The 18,149-nt window shown below is 71.8% G+C and carries 14 protein-coding genes and 2 pseudogenes; 8 read left to right on the top strand and 8 right to left on the bottom strand.

Features of this window, described 5'->3' with window-relative positions; genetic code table 11:
* Positions 1-12: 12 nt before the first annotated feature.
* The 7 genes and pseudogenes from OG963_RS29030 (at position 13) to OG963_RS29060 (ending at position 11,618) form a co-directional block, all read left to right on the top strand.
* Positions 13-2,769, top strand: a complete 2,757-nt coding sequence (locus OG963_RS29030; RefSeq protein WP_371799628.1) for an alpha/beta fold hydrolase — start codon at positions 13-15, stop codon at positions 2,767-2,769.
* Entirely contained in the window at positions 2,766-3,641 is an 876-nt protein-coding gene (locus OG963_RS29035; RefSeq protein WP_030935181.1) for an ABC transporter permease, read from the top strand. Before OG963_RS29030 ends, OG963_RS29035 begins: the two co-directional genes overlap by 4 nt.
* A gap of 139 nt (positions 3,642-3,780) precedes the next feature.
* Positions 3,781-5,394 carry a von Willebrand factor type A domain-containing protein gene (locus OG963_RS29040; protein ID WP_093774195.1) on the top strand — a complete coding sequence of 538 codons (1,614 nt, stop codon included), beginning with the start codon at positions 3,781-3,783 and terminating at the stop codon, positions 5,392-5,394.
* A gap of 122 nt (positions 5,395-5,516) precedes the next feature.
* Positions 5,517-5,975, top strand: coding sequence for a DUF1772 domain-containing protein (locus OG963_RS29045; protein ID WP_093774197.1), 459 nt, complete (start codon positions 5,517-5,519; stop codon positions 5,973-5,975).
* A gap of 163 nt (positions 5,976-6,138) precedes the next feature.
* Positions 6,139-7,449 carry a sensor histidine kinase gene (locus OG963_RS29050; RefSeq protein ID WP_371799629.1) on the top strand — a complete coding sequence of 437 codons (1,311 nt, stop codon included), beginning with the start codon at positions 6,139-6,141 and terminating at the stop codon, positions 7,447-7,449.
* Positions 7,449-8,080: pseudogene (locus tag OG963_RS29055) on the top strand (response regulator). Before OG963_RS29050 ends, OG963_RS29055 begins: the two are co-directional and overlap by 1 nt.
* Before the next feature lie 505 nt (positions 8,081-8,585).
* On the top strand, positions 8,586-11,618 hold the full coding sequence (locus OG963_RS29060) for a SpoIIE family protein phosphatase (RefSeq protein ID WP_319325059.1): 3,033 nt from the start codon (positions 8,586-8,588) through the stop codon (positions 11,616-11,618).
* 170 nt (positions 11,619-11,788) lie between these two features.
* Here OG963_RS29060 and OG963_RS29065 read toward each other — a convergent pair whose 3' ends face one another.
* The 4 genes from OG963_RS29065 to modA form a co-directional block, all read right to left on the bottom strand.
* Positions 11,789-11,968, bottom strand: coding sequence for a hypothetical protein (locus OG963_RS29065; protein ID WP_037822304.1), 180 nt, complete (start codon positions 11,966-11,968; stop codon positions 11,789-11,791).
* Between the two features lie 159 nt (positions 11,969-12,127).
* Positions 12,128-13,219: an ABC transporter ATP-binding protein gene (locus tag OG963_RS29070; RefSeq protein ID WP_319325058.1), complete on the bottom strand. Its 1,092-nt coding sequence runs from the start codon at positions 13,217-13,219 to the stop codon at positions 12,128-12,130.
* Entirely contained in the window at positions 13,216-14,073 is an 858-nt protein-coding gene (gene modB / locus OG963_RS29075) for a molybdate ABC transporter permease subunit (RefSeq protein ID WP_362270738.1), read from the bottom strand. Before modB ends, OG963_RS29070 begins: the two co-directional genes overlap by 4 nt.
* The gene (gene modA / locus OG963_RS29080; RefSeq protein WP_093774205.1) at positions 14,070-14,900 is read right to left on the bottom strand and encodes a molybdate ABC transporter substrate-binding protein; all 831 of its coding nucleotides are present in this window, start codon (positions 14,898-14,900) and stop codon (positions 14,070-14,072) included. Before modA ends, modB begins: the two co-directional genes overlap by 4 nt.
* A 295-nt stretch (positions 14,901-15,195) precedes the next feature.
* Between modA and OG963_RS29085 the strand changes: the two genes are divergently transcribed.
* On the top strand, positions 15,196-15,672 hold the full coding sequence (locus tag OG963_RS29085; protein WP_093930327.1) for a molybdopterin-dependent oxidoreductase: 477 nt from the start codon (positions 15,196-15,198) through the stop codon (positions 15,670-15,672).
* Between the two features lie 258 nt (positions 15,673-15,930).
* On the opposite strand, the gene OG963_RS29090 is transcribed toward OG963_RS29085, so the two are convergent.
* The 4 genes and pseudogenes from OG963_RS29090 to OG963_RS29105 form a co-directional block, all read right to left on the bottom strand.
* Positions 15,931-16,326 carry a molybdopterin-binding protein gene (locus OG963_RS29090; protein ID WP_093774837.1) on the bottom strand — a complete coding sequence of 132 codons (396 nt, stop codon included), beginning with the start codon at positions 16,324-16,326 and terminating at the stop codon, positions 15,931-15,933.
* Between the two features lie 154 nt (positions 16,327-16,480).
* A pseudogene (locus OG963_RS29095) lies at positions 16,481-16,678 on the bottom strand (aspartate 1-decarboxylase); the annotation flags it as partial.
* A gap of 84 nt (positions 16,679-16,762) precedes the next feature.
* On the bottom strand, positions 16,763-17,278 hold the full coding sequence (locus OG963_RS29100) for a hypothetical protein (RefSeq protein WP_256328119.1): 516 nt from the start codon (positions 17,276-17,278) through the stop codon (positions 16,763-16,765).
* The gene (locus OG963_RS29105) at positions 17,259-18,125 is read right to left on the bottom strand and encodes an acetyl-CoA carboxylase biotin carboxylase subunit family protein (RefSeq protein WP_371799630.1); all 867 of its coding nucleotides are present in this window, start codon (positions 18,123-18,125) and stop codon (positions 17,259-17,261) included. Before OG963_RS29105 ends, OG963_RS29100 begins: the two co-directional genes overlap by 20 nt.
* Between the last annotated feature and the right edge of the window lie 24 nt (positions 18,126-18,149).

Raw genomic sequence — 18,149 nt, forward strand, 5'->3', positions numbered from 1 at the left:
TAGGGTCGAGACATGCAGACCCCTGACTCCCGATGGCGCCGGTGGACCCGCGGACGCGGCCGGTGGGCGGCGGCCCTGGCCGCGCTCGTCGTGCTGGCGGGCGCCGGCACCTGGACCGCGGCGGCCGACGACAGCGCGCCCGCGGTGCACCGCGAGGACCGGATGATGCGGGTGGACGGGGTGTCGATCGACACCTCGTACTTCACGTCCGGGGGTTCGGAACGCCGGCCCGCCGTGCTGATCGGGCACGGTTTCGGCGGCTCCAAGGACGATGTGCGGGCGCAGGCCGAGAAGTTGGCCGGTGCCGGTTACGCCGTCCTGACCTGGTCGGCCCGCGGGTTCGGGAAGTCCGGCGGGGAGATCTCGCTCAACGCACCCGGCCGCGAGGTCAAGGACGTGTCCGGGTTGATCGACTGGCTGGCCCGCAGGCCCGAGGTGCAGCTGGACGGCAAGGGCGACCCGCGCGTCGGCGTCACCGGCGCCTCGTACGGTGGCGCGGTCTCGCTCCTCACCGCCGGGCACGACAAGCGCGTCGACGCCATCGCACCGGTGATCACGTACTGGAACCTCGCCGACGCGCTGTTCCCCGACGGGGTCTTCAAGAAGCTCTGGGCGGGGATCTTCATCACCTCCGGCGGCGGCTGCGACAGGTTCGAGAAGCAGCTGTGCGACATGTACGAACGGGTCGCCGTCTCCGGGAAGCCGGACGCCGCCGCCCGCGCCCTGCTGACCGACCGCTCCCCGGCCGCGGTCGGCGACCGCATCAAGGTGCCCGCGCTCATCGTGCAGGGACAGACCGACTCCCTCTTCCCGCTCGGCCAGGCGGATGCCATGGCACGCACCATCAGCGGGAACGGCGCACCCGTCTCCGTCGACTGGATCGCGGGCGGGCACGACGGCGGGGACCTGGAGAGCGGTCGGGTCGAGAACCGGATCGGGTCTTGGTTCGACCGGTACTTGAAGGAGGACAAGGGAGTCGACACCGGGCCCGGCTTCCGCGTCACCCGTACCGGAGGTATCGACTCCACCGATGGGGCCGCCCTCCAGCGCGGTGCGAGCAGCGACCACTACCCGGGGCTGTCGAGCGGCGGCCGGCAGATCGCGCTCACGGGCACGGGAGGCCGACAGGAGATCACCGGCCTGGGCGGGAGCAGCGGTCGGGGCGGCACACAGGACGACGCGAACGGCGGCGCACAGGACGGCACCTCCGCCGGTCTGCGGACGCAGACCTTCCGGAACCCGGCCGGCGCCAACCCGCCCGCCATCTCCGCCGTCCCGGGCGTCGGCGGCGGACTAGCCCAGCTCTCCACCCTCGGTGTCGGGCTCTCGCTCGACTTCCCCGGCCAGTACGCCCGCTTCGACTCCGCACCCCTCGGCACATCGATGCGCATCACCGGATCACCCACCGTCCGTGTGAAGGTGACGGCCGGGCAGGGTGATGCGGTGCTGTTCGGCAAGGTGTACGACGTGGCGCCGGACGGGCGGCAGCAGGTGCTGCCCGCCCAGCTCGTCGCCCCCTACCGGATCACGCCCGCGCAGCAGAACAAGACCGTCGAGCTGACCCTGCCGGCCGTCGACCACGCCCTCGACGCCGGACACCGGCTCCGTCTGGTCCTGTCCGCCACCGACCTCGGCTACGCCTCGCCGGCTGAGCCGACCACGTACACCGTCGCCCTCGACGGCCCGCTGACCGTCCCCACCGCACCCGCGGTGAAGACCGCGTCGGCCGGACTGCCGTGGTGGACCTGGGGACTTCCTGCCGCGGCCGCCGTCATCGCTCTCGCGCTGCTGCTCACCGCACGCCGCCGCACCGCGACCCCGGCCCCGGACCCGGTGCTCGCCGACGTCCCCCTCCAGATCACCGGCCTGTCCAAGAAGTACGCCAGGTCCGCCGACAGGTACGCGGTCAAGGACCTGTCCTTCCGGGTCGAGAGGGGCCAGGTCCTCGGACTCCTCGGACCGAACGGGGCGGGGAAGACCACCACGCTGCGGATGCTGATGGGGCTCATCGGCCCCGACGGCGGCGAGATCCGCGTCTTCGGGCATGCCATCAGGCCGGGCGCGCCCGTGCTGTCCCGGGTCGGGGCGTTCGTCGAAGGGGCGGGCTTCCTGCCGCATCTGTCCGGGCGGGCCAACCTGGAGTTGTACTGGCAGGCCACCGGACGCCCCGCCGAGGACTCGCACATCGAGGAGGCCCTGGAGATCGCCGGACTCGGCGACGCGCTGGCCCGCGCGGTACGGACGTACTCGCAAGGCATGCGGCAGCGGCTCGCCATCGCCCAGGCCATGCTGGGCATGCCGGACCTCCTCATCCTCGACGAGCCGACCAACGGCCTCGACCCGCCCCAGATCCGCGAGATGCGGGACGTGATGATCCGGTACGCGGCCGGGGGCCGGACAGTCATCGTCTCCAGCCATCTCCTCTCCGAGGTCGAACAGTCCTGCACCCACCTGGTGGTCATGGACCGCGGGCGGCTCGTCCAGGCGGGTCCGGTCGCCGAGATCACCGGCTCCGGCGACACGCTGCTGATCAGCACCGCGGCAGAGGTCGCCGAACCACTGGTGGACAAGGTCGCCGCGCTGCCCGGCATCGGATCCGCGGTCCGTACCGACGACGGGCGCGGGCTGCTCGTACGGCTCGACGGCGACACCTCGTCCTCCTTGCTGATCGCCGAACTCGTCCGGCTCGACGTGCCGTTGACCGGTGTCGGACCGCACCGCCGCCTGGAGGACGCGTTCCTCACCCTGATCTCCGGAGGCTCCGCATGAGTGCCGCAGTCGATGTCACCGACGCCGCCGAAGCCCGCGGATACCGGGCGAGGCACACCCTGCCGCTGCGCGTCGAGGCCGTACGGCAGCTGCGCAGGCGCCGCACCCTGCTGATGGGCGGGGTGCTGGCGGCCCTCCCGTTCATCCTGATCACCGCGTTCGCGATCGGCGGCACACCGGACTCCCGGGGTGGCGGCGACCGGCTCACGCTGATGGATACGGCGACCGCGTCCGCTGCGAACTTTGCCGCGACCTGCCTGTTCGTCTCCGCCGGGTTCCTGCTCGTCGTGCCGGTGGCGCTGTTCTGCGGGGACACCGTCGCCTCGGAGGCCAGTTGGTCGTCGCTGCGCTATCTGCTGGCGGCGCCCGTCCCCCGGGCCAGGCTGCTGTGGAGCAAACTCGTCGTGGCACTCGGCTTCAGCCTGGCCGCGATGGTGCTGCTGCCACTCGTCGCTCTGGCCGCGGGAGCCGCCGCGTACGGCTGGGGGCCGCTTCAGCTCCCCACCGGCGGCGCGCTGGCGACCGGCGACACAGTGCCCCGGATCGCGCTCGTCGTCGCGTTCATCTTTGTCTCCCAACTGGTCACCGCGGGGCTGGCGTTCTGGCTGTCGACGAAGACCGACGCCCCGCTGGGCGCGGTCGGCGGCGCGGTCGGGCTGACCATCGTCGGCAATGTGCTCGACGCCGTCACCGCACTCGGTTCCTGGCGCGAATTCCTGCCCGCACACTGGCAGTTCGCCTGGGCGGACGCCCTCCAGCCCGACCTGGAGTGGGGCGGCATGGCAAAGGGCGCGGCGATCTCGGTGACGTACGCCCTGATCCTGTTCGCGTTCGCCTTCCGAGGGTTCAGTCGTAAGGACATCGTGTCCTGACCTTGATGTTCCGAGGCGATTCGCGGTCTTCGCGCCCGCCGTTGCCGCATCGAGATTCATCCGCAACGTCTTCGTCTGCTCCTTGACGCCGTCCCGAACGTCACATTCACAAGTGCTGACACGACGTTGGGGGCAGGGAATGGAACGCCGGACGTACAGAGGGACATACGCAAGGACGCTGGGTCTGCTTCTGGTGGGCGGGGTGCTGCTCACCGGCTGCGGGGGCGGGGGCGGCATGAACGACTCGGCGGTCGACGGCGCGAAGCGCACACAGGGGACGAGCGGGGGCGGCCAGGTCGTGCCCGCGCCGGCCCCCGGTGCGTCGGAAGACGCCGCGCAGAACGCGGAGGACGGCCGGCAGAAGCCCGTGGCGCCGGACTATCTGTCCACGTTCGCGCTGGACGTGGACACCGCCAGTTACGGGTACGCGCGCCGCAAGCTCGCCGACGGCGAGCTGCCGGGAGCGGAGACCGTACGGCCCGAGGAGTTCGTCAACAGCTTCCGCCAGGGCTACCGGCGGCCGGCCGGCAACGGCTTCTCGGTGACGGTCGACGGAGCCCGGACGGACACCGGCGGGGGAGACGGCGTGCGGGCCGGCGACTGGTCGCTCGTACGGGTCGGTCTGGCCACCCGGGTCGCGGACGAGCACGGCGAACGCCCGGCCGCCGCGCTCACCTTCGTGGTCGACATCTCCGGCTCGATGGCCGAACCCGGCCGCCTCGACCTGGTGAAGAAGTCCCTCTCCCTCCTCACCGACGAACTCCGCGACGACGACTCCGTCTCCCTGGTCACCTTCAGCGACGAGGCGAAGACCCTGCTGCCGATGACCCGGCTCCGGGACCACCGCGGAAGGATCCACGACGCCGTCGACTCCATGGAACCGACGGACTCCACCAATGTGGAAGCAGGCATCCGGCGCGGCTACGAGGAGGCGGTCGACGGCCACCGCGAAGGCGCCAACAACCGGGTCGTCCTGCTCTCCGACGCCCTCGCCAACACCGGTGAGACCGACGCCGACGCGATCCTCGAACGGATCGACGCCGCCCGCCGCGACTACGGCATCACCCTCTTCGGCGTCGGCGTCGGCAGCGACTACGGCGACGCGCTGATGGAGCGCCTCACCAACAAGGGCGACGGCCACACCACGTACATCGCCGACGAGACCCAGGCGCGAAAGGTCTTCGTCGACCAGCTCCCCGCCCACATCGAACTGCGGGCGCGCGACGCCAAGGCCCAGGTCGCCTTCGACCCGAAGAACGTCCGGCAGTTCAAGCTCATCGGCTACGAGGACCGCAAGGTCGCCGACGACGACTTCCGCGACGACAGCGTGGACGGCGGCGAGATCGGCCCCGGTCACACGGTGACGGCGCTCTACGCCGTACGACTCCGTGAAGGCGCCGCCGGACATGTGGCGACCGCGACGGTGCGCTGGCTGGACCCCAGGACGCGGGCGCCGCACGAGCGGTCCGGGTCGGTCGAGACCGGCGCGATCGACGGCAGGCTGTGGGGCGGTGACAGCGGCAGCCGGCTCCAGGTGGCCGCGGTGGCTGCGTACTTCGCGGAGGACCTGCGCGGCGGCAAGCTGCCGGGTCAGCCCGGACTCGGTGAACTCGCGGACCGGGCTTCGGGGCTGGCGACCGAGACGGAGGACAGCTCGGTCCGGAAGCTGGCGACCGCGATCGCCCGGGCGGACGGGCTCAAGGGTGGCAGCGGATCGGACGGCGGGGGGCAGCAGGAGGGCGAGATGGACTGACCGGGGAGGGTCTGGAGGGCGGCGATCCGGGGCGGGCAGGTGGTGGACGAGAGGGCGGGGGTGGGCGGTGGCCTTGCCGAAATGGCACCGCACCGCCCACCCCGCCACGCCATGATGTGGGCATGGCTTCCCTGCTGCTCGCACTCGCCGCCTTCACCACCGGCCTCTACGCCGGCTTCCTGGTGTGCTTCCTGACCGGGATCATGCCCGGCCTGAAGCCGCTGCCGGACGACCGGTTCGCCGCCGCGATGCGCAGCTTCAACGAGAAGGTGCCGGGGCCGGCGTTCCTCGTTCTCTTCCTCGGGGTGATCGCCTTCCCGGTCGCCGCCCTCGTCGTACCGGTCGACGGCCGGACATCTGCCGAGGGCGGTCTCGTCGCCGGCGCCCTGGCCTGCGCGGTGCTCAGCCATCTCGTCACCGTGAGCGGCAACATCCCGCTCAACTCGGCACTGGCGGCCTCCGAGGGCGGCGACGACAGCGCGGCGCGCCTGGCCTTCGAGTCCCGCTGGAACACCCTGCACCGGATCCGCACCGTGCTGTCGACGGGTGCGTTCGCGCTGCTGGTCGCCGCGGCCGTGTAGCGGAGGCCGCGGGCGCTGCCGGCGGATCACTGCCGGGGGCGCGGCGTCCGGCGCCTCCCCAGGTCCTGGGCTCCCTCAGGAGCGGAGGGTAGGGCCGGCCCTACCTCCAGGACTCCGGCAGCACGGATGGTCCGGGCGGACCGGGGTCTTCTACGGTGAGGCCATGCGCCCCCGGAATGTGTGGCAGGCCCTGGCGAGCCCCCGCTATCTGCTGTCGGCCTGGCCCTGGCGGTCGGTCGGATACCTGCTGAGCGGAGCCCTCGCAGGCGTCCTCGTACTCGTCGTGATCACGCTGGGCGTGGTGCTCGGCGGCGTGCTCTCCCTCGTGGCGGTCGGGCTGCCGCTGCTCGCCCTGACGGCTCTCTGCGGCATCCCGGTGGGAGCCATGGAGCGGGGCAGGCTCCGCCTGATCGACCGGTCGCCGACGCCCGATCCGCACCGCCGGCCGGCCGAGCCGGGCCTGTGGAGCTGGCTGACGTACCGCTACCGGGAGCAGGCCACCTGGCGGGAACTCGGATACGCGCTGCTGCTCGCCGTGATCCTGTGGCCGCTCGACGCCCTCGCGCTGGCGGCCTGTGCGGCCGTCCCGCTGTCGTTGATATCCACCCCCGCGGTGATGCAGCTGTACGGGAACGGCGAAGAGGCCCGCGTGGTGAAGCAGTGGACGGTGACCGGCTGGCCCGAAGCCTTCGCCACCGCGGCCGTCGGCCTCGTACTCCTCGCGCTCGGCTGCTGCGTCCTCGGCCTGCTGGCCGGAGCGCAGGCAGAACTGACGAGACTGCTGATCGGAGACCGGCGAAGCGAGTTGGGGGACAGGGTCACCGAACTCACCCGATCCCGCGTCCGGTTGGTCGATGCCTTCGAGGCCGAACGCCGCCGCATCGAACGCGACCTCCATGACGGGGCCCAGCAGCGCATCGTCGCACTCACCATGACCCTCGGGCTCGCCCGCCTCGACGCTCCGCCCGGACCCCTCGCCGACCAGCTGGCCAAGGCTCATCAGGAGGCGGGCCGGGCGCTCGCCGAGCTGCGCGAGCTGATCCACGGCATCCACCCCAAGGTGCTGGCCGACTACGGCCTGGAGGCGGCCGTCGCCGACGCGGCCGACCGCTCGTCGACACCCGTCGACCTGGACCTGGCCCTGCCCGGCCGGTACCCCGAAGCCGTCGAGGCGGCCGCGTACTTCGTGGTCTGTGAGGCCTTGGCGAACATCGCCAGGCACAGCGGCGCGAGCCGCGCGGAAGTGACGGGCGGCCACGCGGCCGGCCGGCTGTTCCTGGAGATCCGCGACGACGGCCGCGGCGGGGCGGGCACCGGCGGCGGAGGAACGGGACTGACCGGCCTCGCCGACCGGGTGTCCGTACTGGATGGCAGACTTGCGCTGTCCAGCCCGCCCGGCGGCCCGACCTTCTTGCGCGTGGAGATTCCTTGCGTTCCCTGCCTTCCCTGCGAGCGGACCGATCGCTCCGTGTAGTGCTGGCCGAGGACAGCGTGCTGCTGCGCGAGGGCCTCATCGGACTGCTCACCCGCTGCGGCCATGAGGTCGTCGCCGCCGTCGGTGACGCGGAAGGGCTTCTCGCGGCGGTCGCCGCGCACACACCGGACATCGTTGTGACCGATGTCCGGATGCCGCCCGCCTTCCAGGACGAGGGACTGCGCGCGGCGGTGGAGCTCCGCGCCGAGCAGCCCGCTCTGCCGGTGCTGGTGCTCAGCCAGTATGTGCAGCGTACGTACGCCGCCGACCTCCTCGACTCGGGCGACGGCTCCGGCGTCGGCTATCTGCTCAAGGACCGGGTCGGTCAGGTCGAGGAGTTCGTCGACGCCTGCGGGAGGTCGCCGACGGCGGCACGGTCGTCGATCCGGAGGTCGTACGCCAACTCCTACGCCGTCGCCGTGATCCGCTGGAGCGGCTCACCCCCCGGGAGCGGGAAGTGCTGGCCCTGGTCGCCCAGGGCAGGTCGAACGGGGCGATCGCCGTGGAGTTGGTGGTCTCCGAGGCCGCGGTGGGCAAACACATCGGCAACATCCTCGCCAAGCTGGACCTGCCACCGGCCGACGAGACGCACCGCAGGGTCCTGGCGGTGCTGGCTTTCCTGCGCGCGTAACCCGACCCCTGGCCGGACCGGTTCGCCCGGCGACCGGGAAGCGTGCCCACCTGACCGAAGCGGCTCGTCGGCCGAGCAGTTGCGAAGCCCTTCGGTTTCCCGTTCGCCAACTGCTACGCACACCACGACTTCGGCCACCGCGACCGCACAACGGCCGGTACGTGCGGTGCTGGCAGGACCCAGACCGAGAGCGCCGTCCGCTCGGCCTCGAGCGTGGCTGCGCGGCGTGGTCGGGTGAGGGGAAGAGCTGCTGCGAAGCGACGGCCCGGACCTGCCACCGGGCGCTCGTCGAGACCGGCCGCACGGCAGCGGCCACGCCGCGCAACCCTCGCGGAGGTCGGCCCGGTGCGGGGCGCCACGGCCCGGCAGCAGGCGGCGCCCACAGGCGTCCTCGGCGGGACGATCTCTCAGCGGTACGCATGGGCGACTCGTCAGTACACTGAAAAGGAAATACCACTCAATCCGGGTGTCCTGCCCTACGCGGGTTCGCGGAGGGAAGTGAGCGATGGCTGAACAGCTCCTCATGGACGAGGCCGGCGCGGCGCGACTTCGGATGATCATAGAAGCAGGTGCGGAACTCAGGGGTGCCGATCTGCTGAATTTCGCGCTGGAACACGCGGTGACGGAGGCGGGTGGCCTGGGCGGAATGGTGCATGTGCGGGGCCCCGGAGGCCGAGGGCTGCTGCTGATGGCGAGCAGCGGACTGGTCCGCACCGTCGCCCAGGACTGGGAAGAGATCGAGGAGCACGGAGGGACCGCGCCGGCCCGGGCGGTGACCGACGGCGTATCGGTATGGACGCCCGCAGCCGGTGACGACCGGGGCAGTGCCTCGGAAGTGTCCGCGGCCGAGCCCGGCACGCAGGGAGACTCACCGGACAACGCACACGAATCGGCCCCCGGGGACACCGAAGGCCACCACCCCCACGGCGCCGCCCCCTGGTCGCCCACCTCCGCGCTGCCCGAAGGCAGTGGGCTGCTGGCCGTTCCGCTGCTCACCCCCGGCGGGACTGCCGGCGCACTGTCCGTGCTCACTGTCGGCAAGGGGCAGCCCACGCTGTGGCAGCGCGGGGCCGTCGAGGTGCTGGCCGCCTGGGCCGCCCTGCGGCTGCGGGACCAGTGGACAGGGTCCGAGCGGACCGAATCCGGTCGGCTGCGCGAGAAGCCGCCCGGCTCGAGGCTGCCGAAGGAGCCGTCCGCCGCCCTGCTGCGGCAGGCGCTGGAAGCTCTCAAGATGGGTTCCTGGGAGTGGGACCTGGACACCGGGGAGCAGATATGGGACGAGTCGACCCTCGCCATCCTCGGCCTGGAGGGGGAGTCCTCGAAACAGACTTTCGAGACGTGGACCCAGCTGGTCCACGCCGACGACCTGCCCTGGCTGCTCGTCGAGATCGAGCAGGCGATCCGCAACCGCCGGGTGTCCGCCGTGGAGTACCGGATCTGCCGCCCGGACGGGACCGCGGGCTGGGTCAGCGCACGGGGCCGGGTCCTGCCGGGGGAGGACGGCCGGCCTGCCCGCATGGTCGGCACGGTGTGGGACACCACCGAGAGCCGGATCGCCCGGGACTCGGTGAGCCGCGCGCTGCTGCACATGAGTGAAGCGTTCTTCGCGGTCGACAGCAGGTGGCGGATCACCTTCGTCAATGTGGAGGCGGAGCGGTTCCTCGGCGCCTCGCACGACATCCTCGGCCGGGTCCTGTGGGACGCCCTCGCCGAGATCGGCGTCGACGCCACGGAACTCGGCCTGGAGGCGGCCTACCGGCAGGCCGCCGAAAGCGGCGCACCGGGCGGGTTCGACGTGCGGTGGCCGACCAACCGGCGCTGGTACCACATGCGGCTGGTCCCGGTGCCCGACGGCCTGACGGTGTACGCCACCGATGTCACCGAGATCCGGTCGCAGGAGGCGGAGACGGCCACAGCGCAACGCGTCACGGCCGACCGCACCGCCCGTATCACCGAGCTGACCAGCGCGCTCGCCGAGGCCCTGACCATGCAGGACGTCGTGAACGCCACCGCCGAGCGGGTCATGGCACCGTTCGGCGCCTCCGGCCTCGTCTTCCATCTCATCGAGGAGGAGATGGTTCGGGTCGCCGGGGCGGTCGGATACCCGCAACCGTTTCTCGACGGGGTCGACGGGGTACCGGTCAGCGACATCACCCCGGTCGACGAGGTGCACCGCACCAGGGCGCCGGCCTTCATCGACTCGGCGGAGGAGTACGTCGAGCGCTATCCCGACCGGGTCGACTCCCCCGCGGCGATCAACAAGTCCGCCTGGGCCTTCCTGCCGCTGATCGTCTCCGGACGTTTCACCGGGTGCTGCGTCATCTCCTTCACCGAACCGCGCCACCTCAGCGGCGAGGAGCGGGCGCTGCTCATCACGCTCAGCGGGCTGATGGCGCAGGCCATCGAACGCGCCCGGCTGTTCGACGCCGAGCACACCAGGGCTCAGGAGCTGCAGCGCGGTCTGCTGCCGGAGGTTCTGCCCACGCTGCCGGCCGTCGCTGCCGCTGCCCGCTATCTGCCCGCCAACGAGGGAGTCGAGGTCGGCGGCGACTGGTACGACGTGATCCCGCTGTCCGGCGCCCGGGTGGCGCTGGTGATCGGCGATGTGATGGGGCACGGCCTGTCCCAGGCGGCCACCATGGGACGGCTGCGGACCGCCGTGCACACGCTCGCCGATCTCGACTTCGCACCCGACGAGCTGCTCAACCGCCTCAACGACGTGGTCAACGACCTCGGTGACGACTTCTACGCGACCTGCCTGTACGCCGTGTACGACCCCGTCACCCGCACGTGTACGTTCGGCTCCGCCGGGCACCCCCCGCCGGCGATCGTGCACCCGGACGGCACCACCGAGTTCCTCACCCGCCCACCGGACCCACCGCTGGGCGCCGCTCTGCCACCGTTCGAGACCACCGAAGCGGTCCTGGAGGAGGGCAGCCTGCTCGTGTTCTACACGGACGGGCTGATCGAATCCGCAACCCGGGACATCGACCGGGGCATGTTCCACCTGACGAAGGCGCTGGCCACCGCCGCTGCCGCCGTGCAGGACCAGGACGAAGGGGCATCCCTGGAGCGGCTCTGCGACGACATCCTGGCCGAGCTGCTGCCGGGCCAGCAGCTCACGGACGACGCCGCGCTGCTCGTCGCCCGCACTCGCGCGATACCCGCCGAGTCGATCGCCGGCTGGGTCCTCTCCGACGGCCCGATCGCCGCCCAGGAGGCCCGTAACCACGTCCGGGACCAGCTGGCCGACTGGCAGCTCGACGAGCTCGCCATGACCGCGGAACTCCTGGTCAGCGAGCTGGTCGGGAACGCCGTCCGGTACGGCCGAAGCCCCATCGGACTCCGGCTGCTGCGCGCGGAGGGCCTGATCTGCGAGGTCTCCGACGGCAGCCTGACCACGCCCCGCATCCGGCACGCCACCGAGACCGACGAGGGCGGCCGCGGACTTCAGCTGGTCGCGGCGCTCGCACAGCGCTGGGGCGCCCGCTACACGGCCACCGGCAAGTGCATCTGGACCGAACAGCCGGTGCCCTGACCGCCCTTCAGCCGGGCGCCGGGTCGGCAGCGATCCGCCTTCGAACGCAGGACGCCCTCGAACGAACGCAGGACGCCCTCGAACGCAAGAAAAGCCCCTGAAGGGGCCCATGCGTGGCCCCTCAGGGGTGCGCCGACACTGCGGTCCTGGTGGTCGACCGCTGGAGATGATCAGTTGTGGCCGAACTTGCGCTGCTTCCTGTGCGACACCGGCTCCGATATCGAGCGCACCGTGTCGGGCGTGGTCGTCGTCTGCGGCTGCTGTTCCTTCGTCTCCGCAGCAGCGCTGCGTTCATGGCCGCCGGTACGGGCACCACGGTTCTGCCGGCTCTGTTTCTTGCTCACGATCATGCCTCCTGTTAGCGGCTGTCGTTCTCGGGAAATAGGCCACTATCAGATTCGCATGTAAGTACGAACGTCGCATTTCGGGCACCGCTGTGCACGGTGTCGCCGGGCCGGTCCGGATCGCCACCGGATGCCGTCGGGCGGCCCCGTCGGGGCCCGCTGTGGTCAGGCGGGGTAGGCGTGCGTCTGGGTCGCCTTGACCGTTGCCCAGACCGTGGCGCCCGGGTGGAGGTCGAGCTCGGCCGCGGCGACCGTGGTCAGGTCGGCGGCGAGGGGGAGTTCGCCGGTGAGGTCCGCGCGGATCTGGTCGCCGTGGGTCTCCAGGCCGGCCACCTCGCACCGCCAGAGGTTGCGCGCGCTGGAGCCGGTGGGGCGGTCGCGGTACAGGGTCACGGCGCCCGGCGGGAAGGCGACGAAGGCGGGGCCGGTGACGTCCTCGGTGGTGGTGATCGCGGGTCCCGCGTCGAGTCGTACGGTGTGGCCTTCGGCCCGCCCCTTGTAGAGGTTCAGGCCGACCAGTTGGGCGATGTAGTCCGTACGCGGATGACGGGCGATGTCGGAGGGAGCGCCCTCCTGGACGATGTGGCCGTGCTCGATGACGACGAGCCGGTCGGCGAGGACCATGGCGTCCAGCGGGTCGTGCGTGACCAGCACGGCGACTGCCTCGAACTCGGTGAGGTGGCGGCGCAGTTGAGCGCGTACATCCAGACGGGTTCGGGCGTCCAGCGCGGCGAGCGGTTCGTCGAGCAGCAGCAGCCGGGGGTGGGTGGCCAGGGCGCGGGCCAGGGCGACGCGCTGGGCCTGGCCACCGGAGAGGCGGCGGGGTCTCACCCCGGCGTGGTCGGCGAGGCCCATGCGGTCCAGCCACCGGGCGGCCTGTGCGCGGGCCTCCGACTTGGACGCGCCGTGGCAGCGGGGGCCGAAGGCGACGTTGTCCAAGGCGGAAAGGTGCGGGAAGAGAAGATAGTCCTGGAAGACCACGCCGACCGGGCGGGACTCGGGCGGCGTACGGTCCAACGAGGCGCCGTCGAGGTGCAGATGACCGCCGGTGAGCGGGGTGAGCCCGGCGAGCGCGCGCAGCGCGGTGGTCTTTCCGGCGCCGTTGGGCCCGAGCAACGCGACGACGTCACCGGGCGCGGCGGTCAACGCCACGTCGAGCCGGAAGGAACTGCGTTCCACGACGAGACGGGCGTCGAGGCCGTCGCCGCGTACGGCGTCGGAGACGGGACCGGGGGTGGCGCTGTCGATGTGGGTCATGAGGTCGTCATCCAACGGTCCCGCAGCCCTGCCAGGACCGCGATCGACACGGCCAGCAGCACCAGACTGAGTGCGATCGCCGCGGCCGGGTCGCTCTGCAACGCCAGGTAGACGGCCAGCGGCATCGTCTGTGTACGGCCCGGGAAGTTGCCCGCGAAAGTGATCGTCGCGCCGAACTCGCCCAGCGCGCGCGCCCATGCCAGCACGGAGCCGGCCGCGATGCCGGGGGCGATCAGCGGCAGGGTGACCCGGCGGAACGCGGTGAAGCGGGAGGCGCCCAGGGTCGTGGCGGCCTCCTCGTAGCGAGCGTCCGCCGCCCGCAGTGTGCCCTCCACGCTGATGACGAGGAAAGGCATCGCGACGAACGCCTCCGCGACCACGACCCCGGCCGTGGTGAACGGCAGAGTGATCCCGAACCAGGAGTCCAGCCACTGTCCCACGACGCCGTTGCGGCCGAGAGCCATCAGCAGTGCCACACCGCCCACCACCGGGGGCAGGACGAGCGGCAGGGTCACCAGAGCGCGTACGAGGCCGCGTCCGGGGAAGTCCGTACGGGCCAGCAACCAGGCCAGCGGCACACCGATGACCAGGCTCACCGCCGTGGCCGCGGTGGCGCAGACCAGGGACAGCTGCAGCGACTGCCAGACCTCCGTACTGGTCAGCTGGGCGGGCAGGCTGCGCCACGGCGCCCGTACGAGCAGCGCGACCAGGGGCAGCAGCAGGAACACCAGACCGATCAGCGCGGGCACCAGCAGCGGGAGCGGAACCCCTGCGCGGCGGCGCCGGACGCGCCCGCGCCGCGGCCCGCCCGGGAGGGGCTCGACCGCGGCGTCGGACTTGTCGAGCGAGGTCACGGCTTGAGGAACCCGGCCTCGGTCAGGACCTGCTGGCCCTCGGCGGACTGCACCAGTTCGATGAATGCCTTTGCCGCGTCCGCGTTGGGCGCGTCCTTGAGCAGGGCGATCGGGTAGTCGTTGACGGCGTCGGCCGACTCGGGGAACTCCACGCCCTCCACCTTGTCACCTGCCGCCTTCACGTCCGTCTTGTAGACGACCGCGGCGTCGGCCTCCTTCAGCTCGACCTTGGTCAGGGCGCTCTTAACGTCCTGCTCGTACGAGACGGGGGTGAGCTTCAGATTGCTGGCGTCGAGGGCCTTCTGCGCGGCGGCGCCGCACGGCACGGTCTTGTCGCACAGGACGACTTTGAGACCTGCCTTGGTGAGGTCCTTGAGGGAGGAGACCTTGTCGGGGTTGCCCGGCAGGGTGGCGATCTCCAGCTGATTGCGCACGAAGGTGGACGGGCTGCCGGACGCGTCCTTCGCGTCGGTGACGATCGCCATGGTCTTGGGGCTGGCGGCGGCGAAGACGTCGGCCGGGGCGCCACCCGTGATACCGGCGGCGAGGGTGTCGCTGCCGCCGAAGTTGAAGGTGACCTTCGTGCCGGGGTGGTCCTTCTCGAACTCCTCGCCCAGGGTCGTGAAGCTTTCCTTGAGCGAGGCGGCGGCGAACACGGTCACCGTGCCGGACAGCTTCTTCGACGAGTCCGTGGGCGCCGAGGCGGACGAGTCCGCATTGGACGACGAGTCGTCGGACGAGGAGCAGGCGCTCAGTGCCAGCAGCGCAGCAGTACCTGCCACGGCCACCTGCAGGGTCCGGCGGGTCCGGCGTGCGGAACGGGTCATGACGGGTCCACTCCCTCTGATTCTTCTCTGCCCGGTCCGAGGACGATCCGGCGGCCCGGCTCGGCGTGCAGCCTGCCGCCGCCGACCCGGCGCCCGAGCGCGTCGACACCGACGCCCGTCAAGGCAGCCGCCTCCCCGGTCCGGTGGGCATGCACATGGGGATGATACTGCCGCAGATGCAAGGGGGAAGTCTCCTGTTGCATTGCATGAGCTGGACCGTCTGCGGACAGGGTGGGCATGTGCGTTTGTACGGGGCCGTGGTCCGGGTACCGTCATCCGGGGGAGGTGGTGGCCAGTGAGCCGGCCCTTTACGGAACGCGTTACCGATCCGGTGGCGGAACTCGCCCTGACCGGGGATCTTGCGAGCCCGGCCCGGATGACTGTGTCCGACCTGCTCGCCTGGCCTCAGCACCGCGTGCGGGTCAGCTTCGAGTGCGCCACCAGCGGCATCCAGCATCACGGCTTCAAGGGGCCGCTGCTGCACGACGTCCTGTCCGCCGCCGGCCCCGTCTTCGACCCGGCCCGGCGCAAGGACCGCCTTCGCTTCCTGATCGCCGTGACGGGCGCGGACGGCCACCACGCCCTCCTCTCCTGGGCGGAGATCGACCCGGACTTCGGCCGTGCCGCCGTCCTGCTCGCGGTCAGCATCGACGACACCCCGCTCGACCGTGCCGGACCTCAGCTCGTGCTGCCTCAGGACCGCTGCGGGGCCCGGCACATCAGCGGCATCAACGCGATACGCGTGGACGGTGGTTACACCTCGTGGACGTGACACCGCGAGAGGGATCGGCTCGTGGACGTGACACGGGCGCGCGGTGCTCGGCGAGCCGGGCCGGTGGGCGTCCTGGTCGCGGAGCCCGTACCGCAGGAGGCGGGCCGGCCGGGCGGCGCAGGCCGCTGAGCCGGCCGGAGCACCTGGTCGCGCTCGCCCATGAGCGGCGTTTCGCCCGGGCGGCCGCCCGTCACATCCGCGGGGGGCTCCTCCGCTTCGTGACGGCGTGGTCCACGGGAGCCGCCCGAACGCGCCGCGTCAGGCGCGGTCGATGTGCACGTTCGTCGACTTCACACGGGCGGTGGCCTCCATGCCGACCTCGAGGCCCAGCTCCTCCACGGCCTCCCGGGTCAGCAGCGAGACCAGTCGGTGCGGACCGGCCTGGATCTCCACCTGCGCCGCGATGTCGCCGAGCTTCACGGCGGTGACGATGCCGGGGAAGGCGTTGCGGACCGAGGTGTACGAGGTGTCCTCCTCGCCACTCCCGGTCTTGGCGAGCTCCACGGAGAAGGCGGCCAGATCCTTGCCGTCGATGAGCCGCCGCCCGCCCTCGTCCCGGTGGGTCGCCACCCGGCCGGCATCCGCCCACCGCCGGGCGGTGTCGGGGCTCACGCCCAGCAACCGGGCGGCCTGGCCGATCGTGTAGGACTGCATGTGCGCCAACATAGGTGCACTCACCCGCGGGACCCAAACAGGCCCGGGACGCGCCGGTCGCGCGCCGGATCTGCGGCGTTGTCGCCGAGCAGTGATCCGCCCCGTCGGGGGGCCCGGGGAACCGGCCCCCTCCATGGGAGCCGCGCCGTGTCCATCAGGTCCCCGGCGCCGTGCGGGCGACCGACGGGCTGGTGGTCAGGCCTGGGACGAGGGCCTCCGTGGGGTCGGTGCCGAGGTGGACCACACGGTTGTACCCGTCCACGTGGACCACGCTGGGGCGCAGCGCCAGGGCCTCCTCGCGGGTGTAGAGGGCGATGATGATCACCAGGTCGCCGGGGGAGACCAGGCGAGCGTCACCGTCGTCGAGCCGGCTCAGCACCGCCCCGGACCACAGCAAGTCGGTAGTCCCGAAGTCGCAGCGGCGTCGGAAAGGCCTTCATGAGACGGCGGCGCATTCCAGCCGGAACTCCGCCGCGGCCTTCGCGATGGCGCTCTCCACCTCGCGGGTGCACAGGCTGCGGAACCGGAACCTGGCTCCGACGTGTTCGTAACCGCCGGTCCGGGGGACCACATAACCGGCCGGTGGCACCACCTGCGCGTACGGGCCGTCGACGAGCGCGGTGAGCGGCTCGGCGGCGATCACCCGGCAGGGTGCGGGCACCGGCGTCGGGACGAGCAGCCAGCCCCCGGTGTGCCAGGTCTTCGGCCCGGTCAGCGCGGGGCGTCGGCCCAGCTGGACGTCGACGGCCGCGGCCATCAGGTCGATGCCGTGGACCTCCCGCCATACGAAGGGGATCTCGACGCCGCCCACCCGGTAGCCGGCCTCCAGGAAGTGCAGGCTCGGCCGCCCGTCGGGGCCGGCGCCGACGAAGACCTCCAGGTGGAACACCCACGGCTCCGCGCTCAGCGCACCCGCGATGGACGCCGTGAACTCACCCAGTGCGTCCAGCAAGCTGCGGGTCGTCCTCCTCCGCCGAGCCGAGGACGGCCCCGGTGGTGAAGTCGGCGCAGGAGTTGACGTAGCGGGAGGCGCGCCAGGGGCCGAGGTGACTGCCGGACCACAGGCCGTCGATGTGGTAGATCCGGTCGGCACAGAACTCCTGCACCAGCCGTTCCTCGCCGGGCAGTTCGTCCAGCGCGGACAGGCCGGCGGGGGAGTCGATGCGCAGCACTCCCCGACCGGCCGTGCCGCGGCGGGGTTTGACGATGACGGGCCAGCCGTGGGTCTCCGCGAAGGCGCGCACGGCGGCGGCGTCCGGGGCGTCGGCGAAGGCGGGCGTGCGGACACCGGCCGCGCCGACCGTCTCGCACATCACCAGCTTGTCCCGGAACCTCGCCAGGTCCTGAGGGGGCTGGCCGGGCAGGCCCAGACGGGCGCGGAGAGCGGCGGCGGTGTCGAGGTCGCCCTCGTTGAGCGCGACCACCCGGTCCGGGGCGCCGAAGAGTGCGGTCAGTGTCGCGGCCGCAGCGCTGACCTGGTCGAAGTCGTCGGTGGCGGTGACCTCGACGACGCCGGCGGCGGCAGGCGGCAGCGAGGACCAGCCGAGCTCCGTGGTGACGTAGGTGACCCGGTGGGTGGCGTGGTCGATGTAGTTCTCGTACAGGGCGTGCTCGTCGCGCCAGCGGTGCACGACCAAGATGTGCGGGCGGGTGTCGACGGCCGCGTGGTGGGTGGTGGCGCCGGGCGTGCGCCGCTGTCCCGTACGGCTCGTGCGGGCGGTGTCCTCGACCGGATCTTCTGTCGGGACGGTTGCCGGATCGCTCGGGGCGGTCCGGTACGGCATCGGGTTGTGGGTCATGTCAGGCACCTGTCTCTTCGGTCT

This window comes from Streptomyces sp. NBC_01707 (genome assembly GCF_041438805.1).
Classification (GTDB): Bacteria; Actinomycetota; Actinomycetes; order Streptomycetales; family Streptomycetaceae; genus Streptomyces.

Bases quoted from the DNA above. Each gene is read 5' to 3' on its own strand.
- OG963_RS29070 (WP_319325058.1), bottom strand. From the start codon at position 13,219: ATGACCCACATCGACAGCGCCACCCCCGGTCCCGTCTCCGACGCCGTA.
- OG963_RS29050 (WP_371799629.1), top strand. From the start codon at position 6,139: ATGCGCCCCCGGAATGTGTGGCAGGCCCTGGCGAGCCCCCGCTATCTG.
- OG963_RS29090 (WP_093774837.1), bottom strand. From the start codon at position 16,326: ATGCAGTCCTACACGATCGGCCAGGCCGCCCGGTTGCTGGGCGTGAGC.
- OG963_RS29060 (WP_319325059.1), top strand. From the start codon at position 8,586: ATGGCTGAACAGCTCCTCATGGACGAGGCCGGCGCGGCGCGACTTCGG.
- modA (WP_093774205.1), bottom strand. From the start codon at position 14,900: ATGACCCGTTCCGCACGCCGGACCCGCCGGACCCTGCAGGTGGCCGTG.
- OG963_RS29035 (WP_030935181.1), top strand. From the start codon at position 2,766: ATGAGTGCCGCAGTCGATGTCACCGACGCCGCCGAAGCCCGCGGATAC.
- OG963_RS29065 (WP_037822304.1), bottom strand. From the start codon at position 11,968: ATGATCGTGAGCAAGAAACAGAGCCGGCAGAACCGTGGTGCCCGTACC.
- OG963_RS29045 (WP_093774197.1), top strand. From the start codon at position 5,517: ATGGCTTCCCTGCTGCTCGCACTCGCCGCCTTCACCACCGGCCTCTAC.
- OG963_RS29040 (WP_093774195.1), top strand. From the start codon at position 3,781: ATGGAACGCCGGACGTACAGAGGGACATACGCAAGGACGCTGGGTCTG.
- OG963_RS29030 (WP_371799628.1), top strand. From the start codon at position 13: ATGCAGACCCCTGACTCCCGATGGCGCCGGTGGACCCGCGGACGCGGC.
- OG963_RS29105 (WP_371799630.1), bottom strand. From the start codon at position 18,125: ATGACCCACAACCCGATGCCGTACCGGACCGCCCCGAGCGATCCGGCA.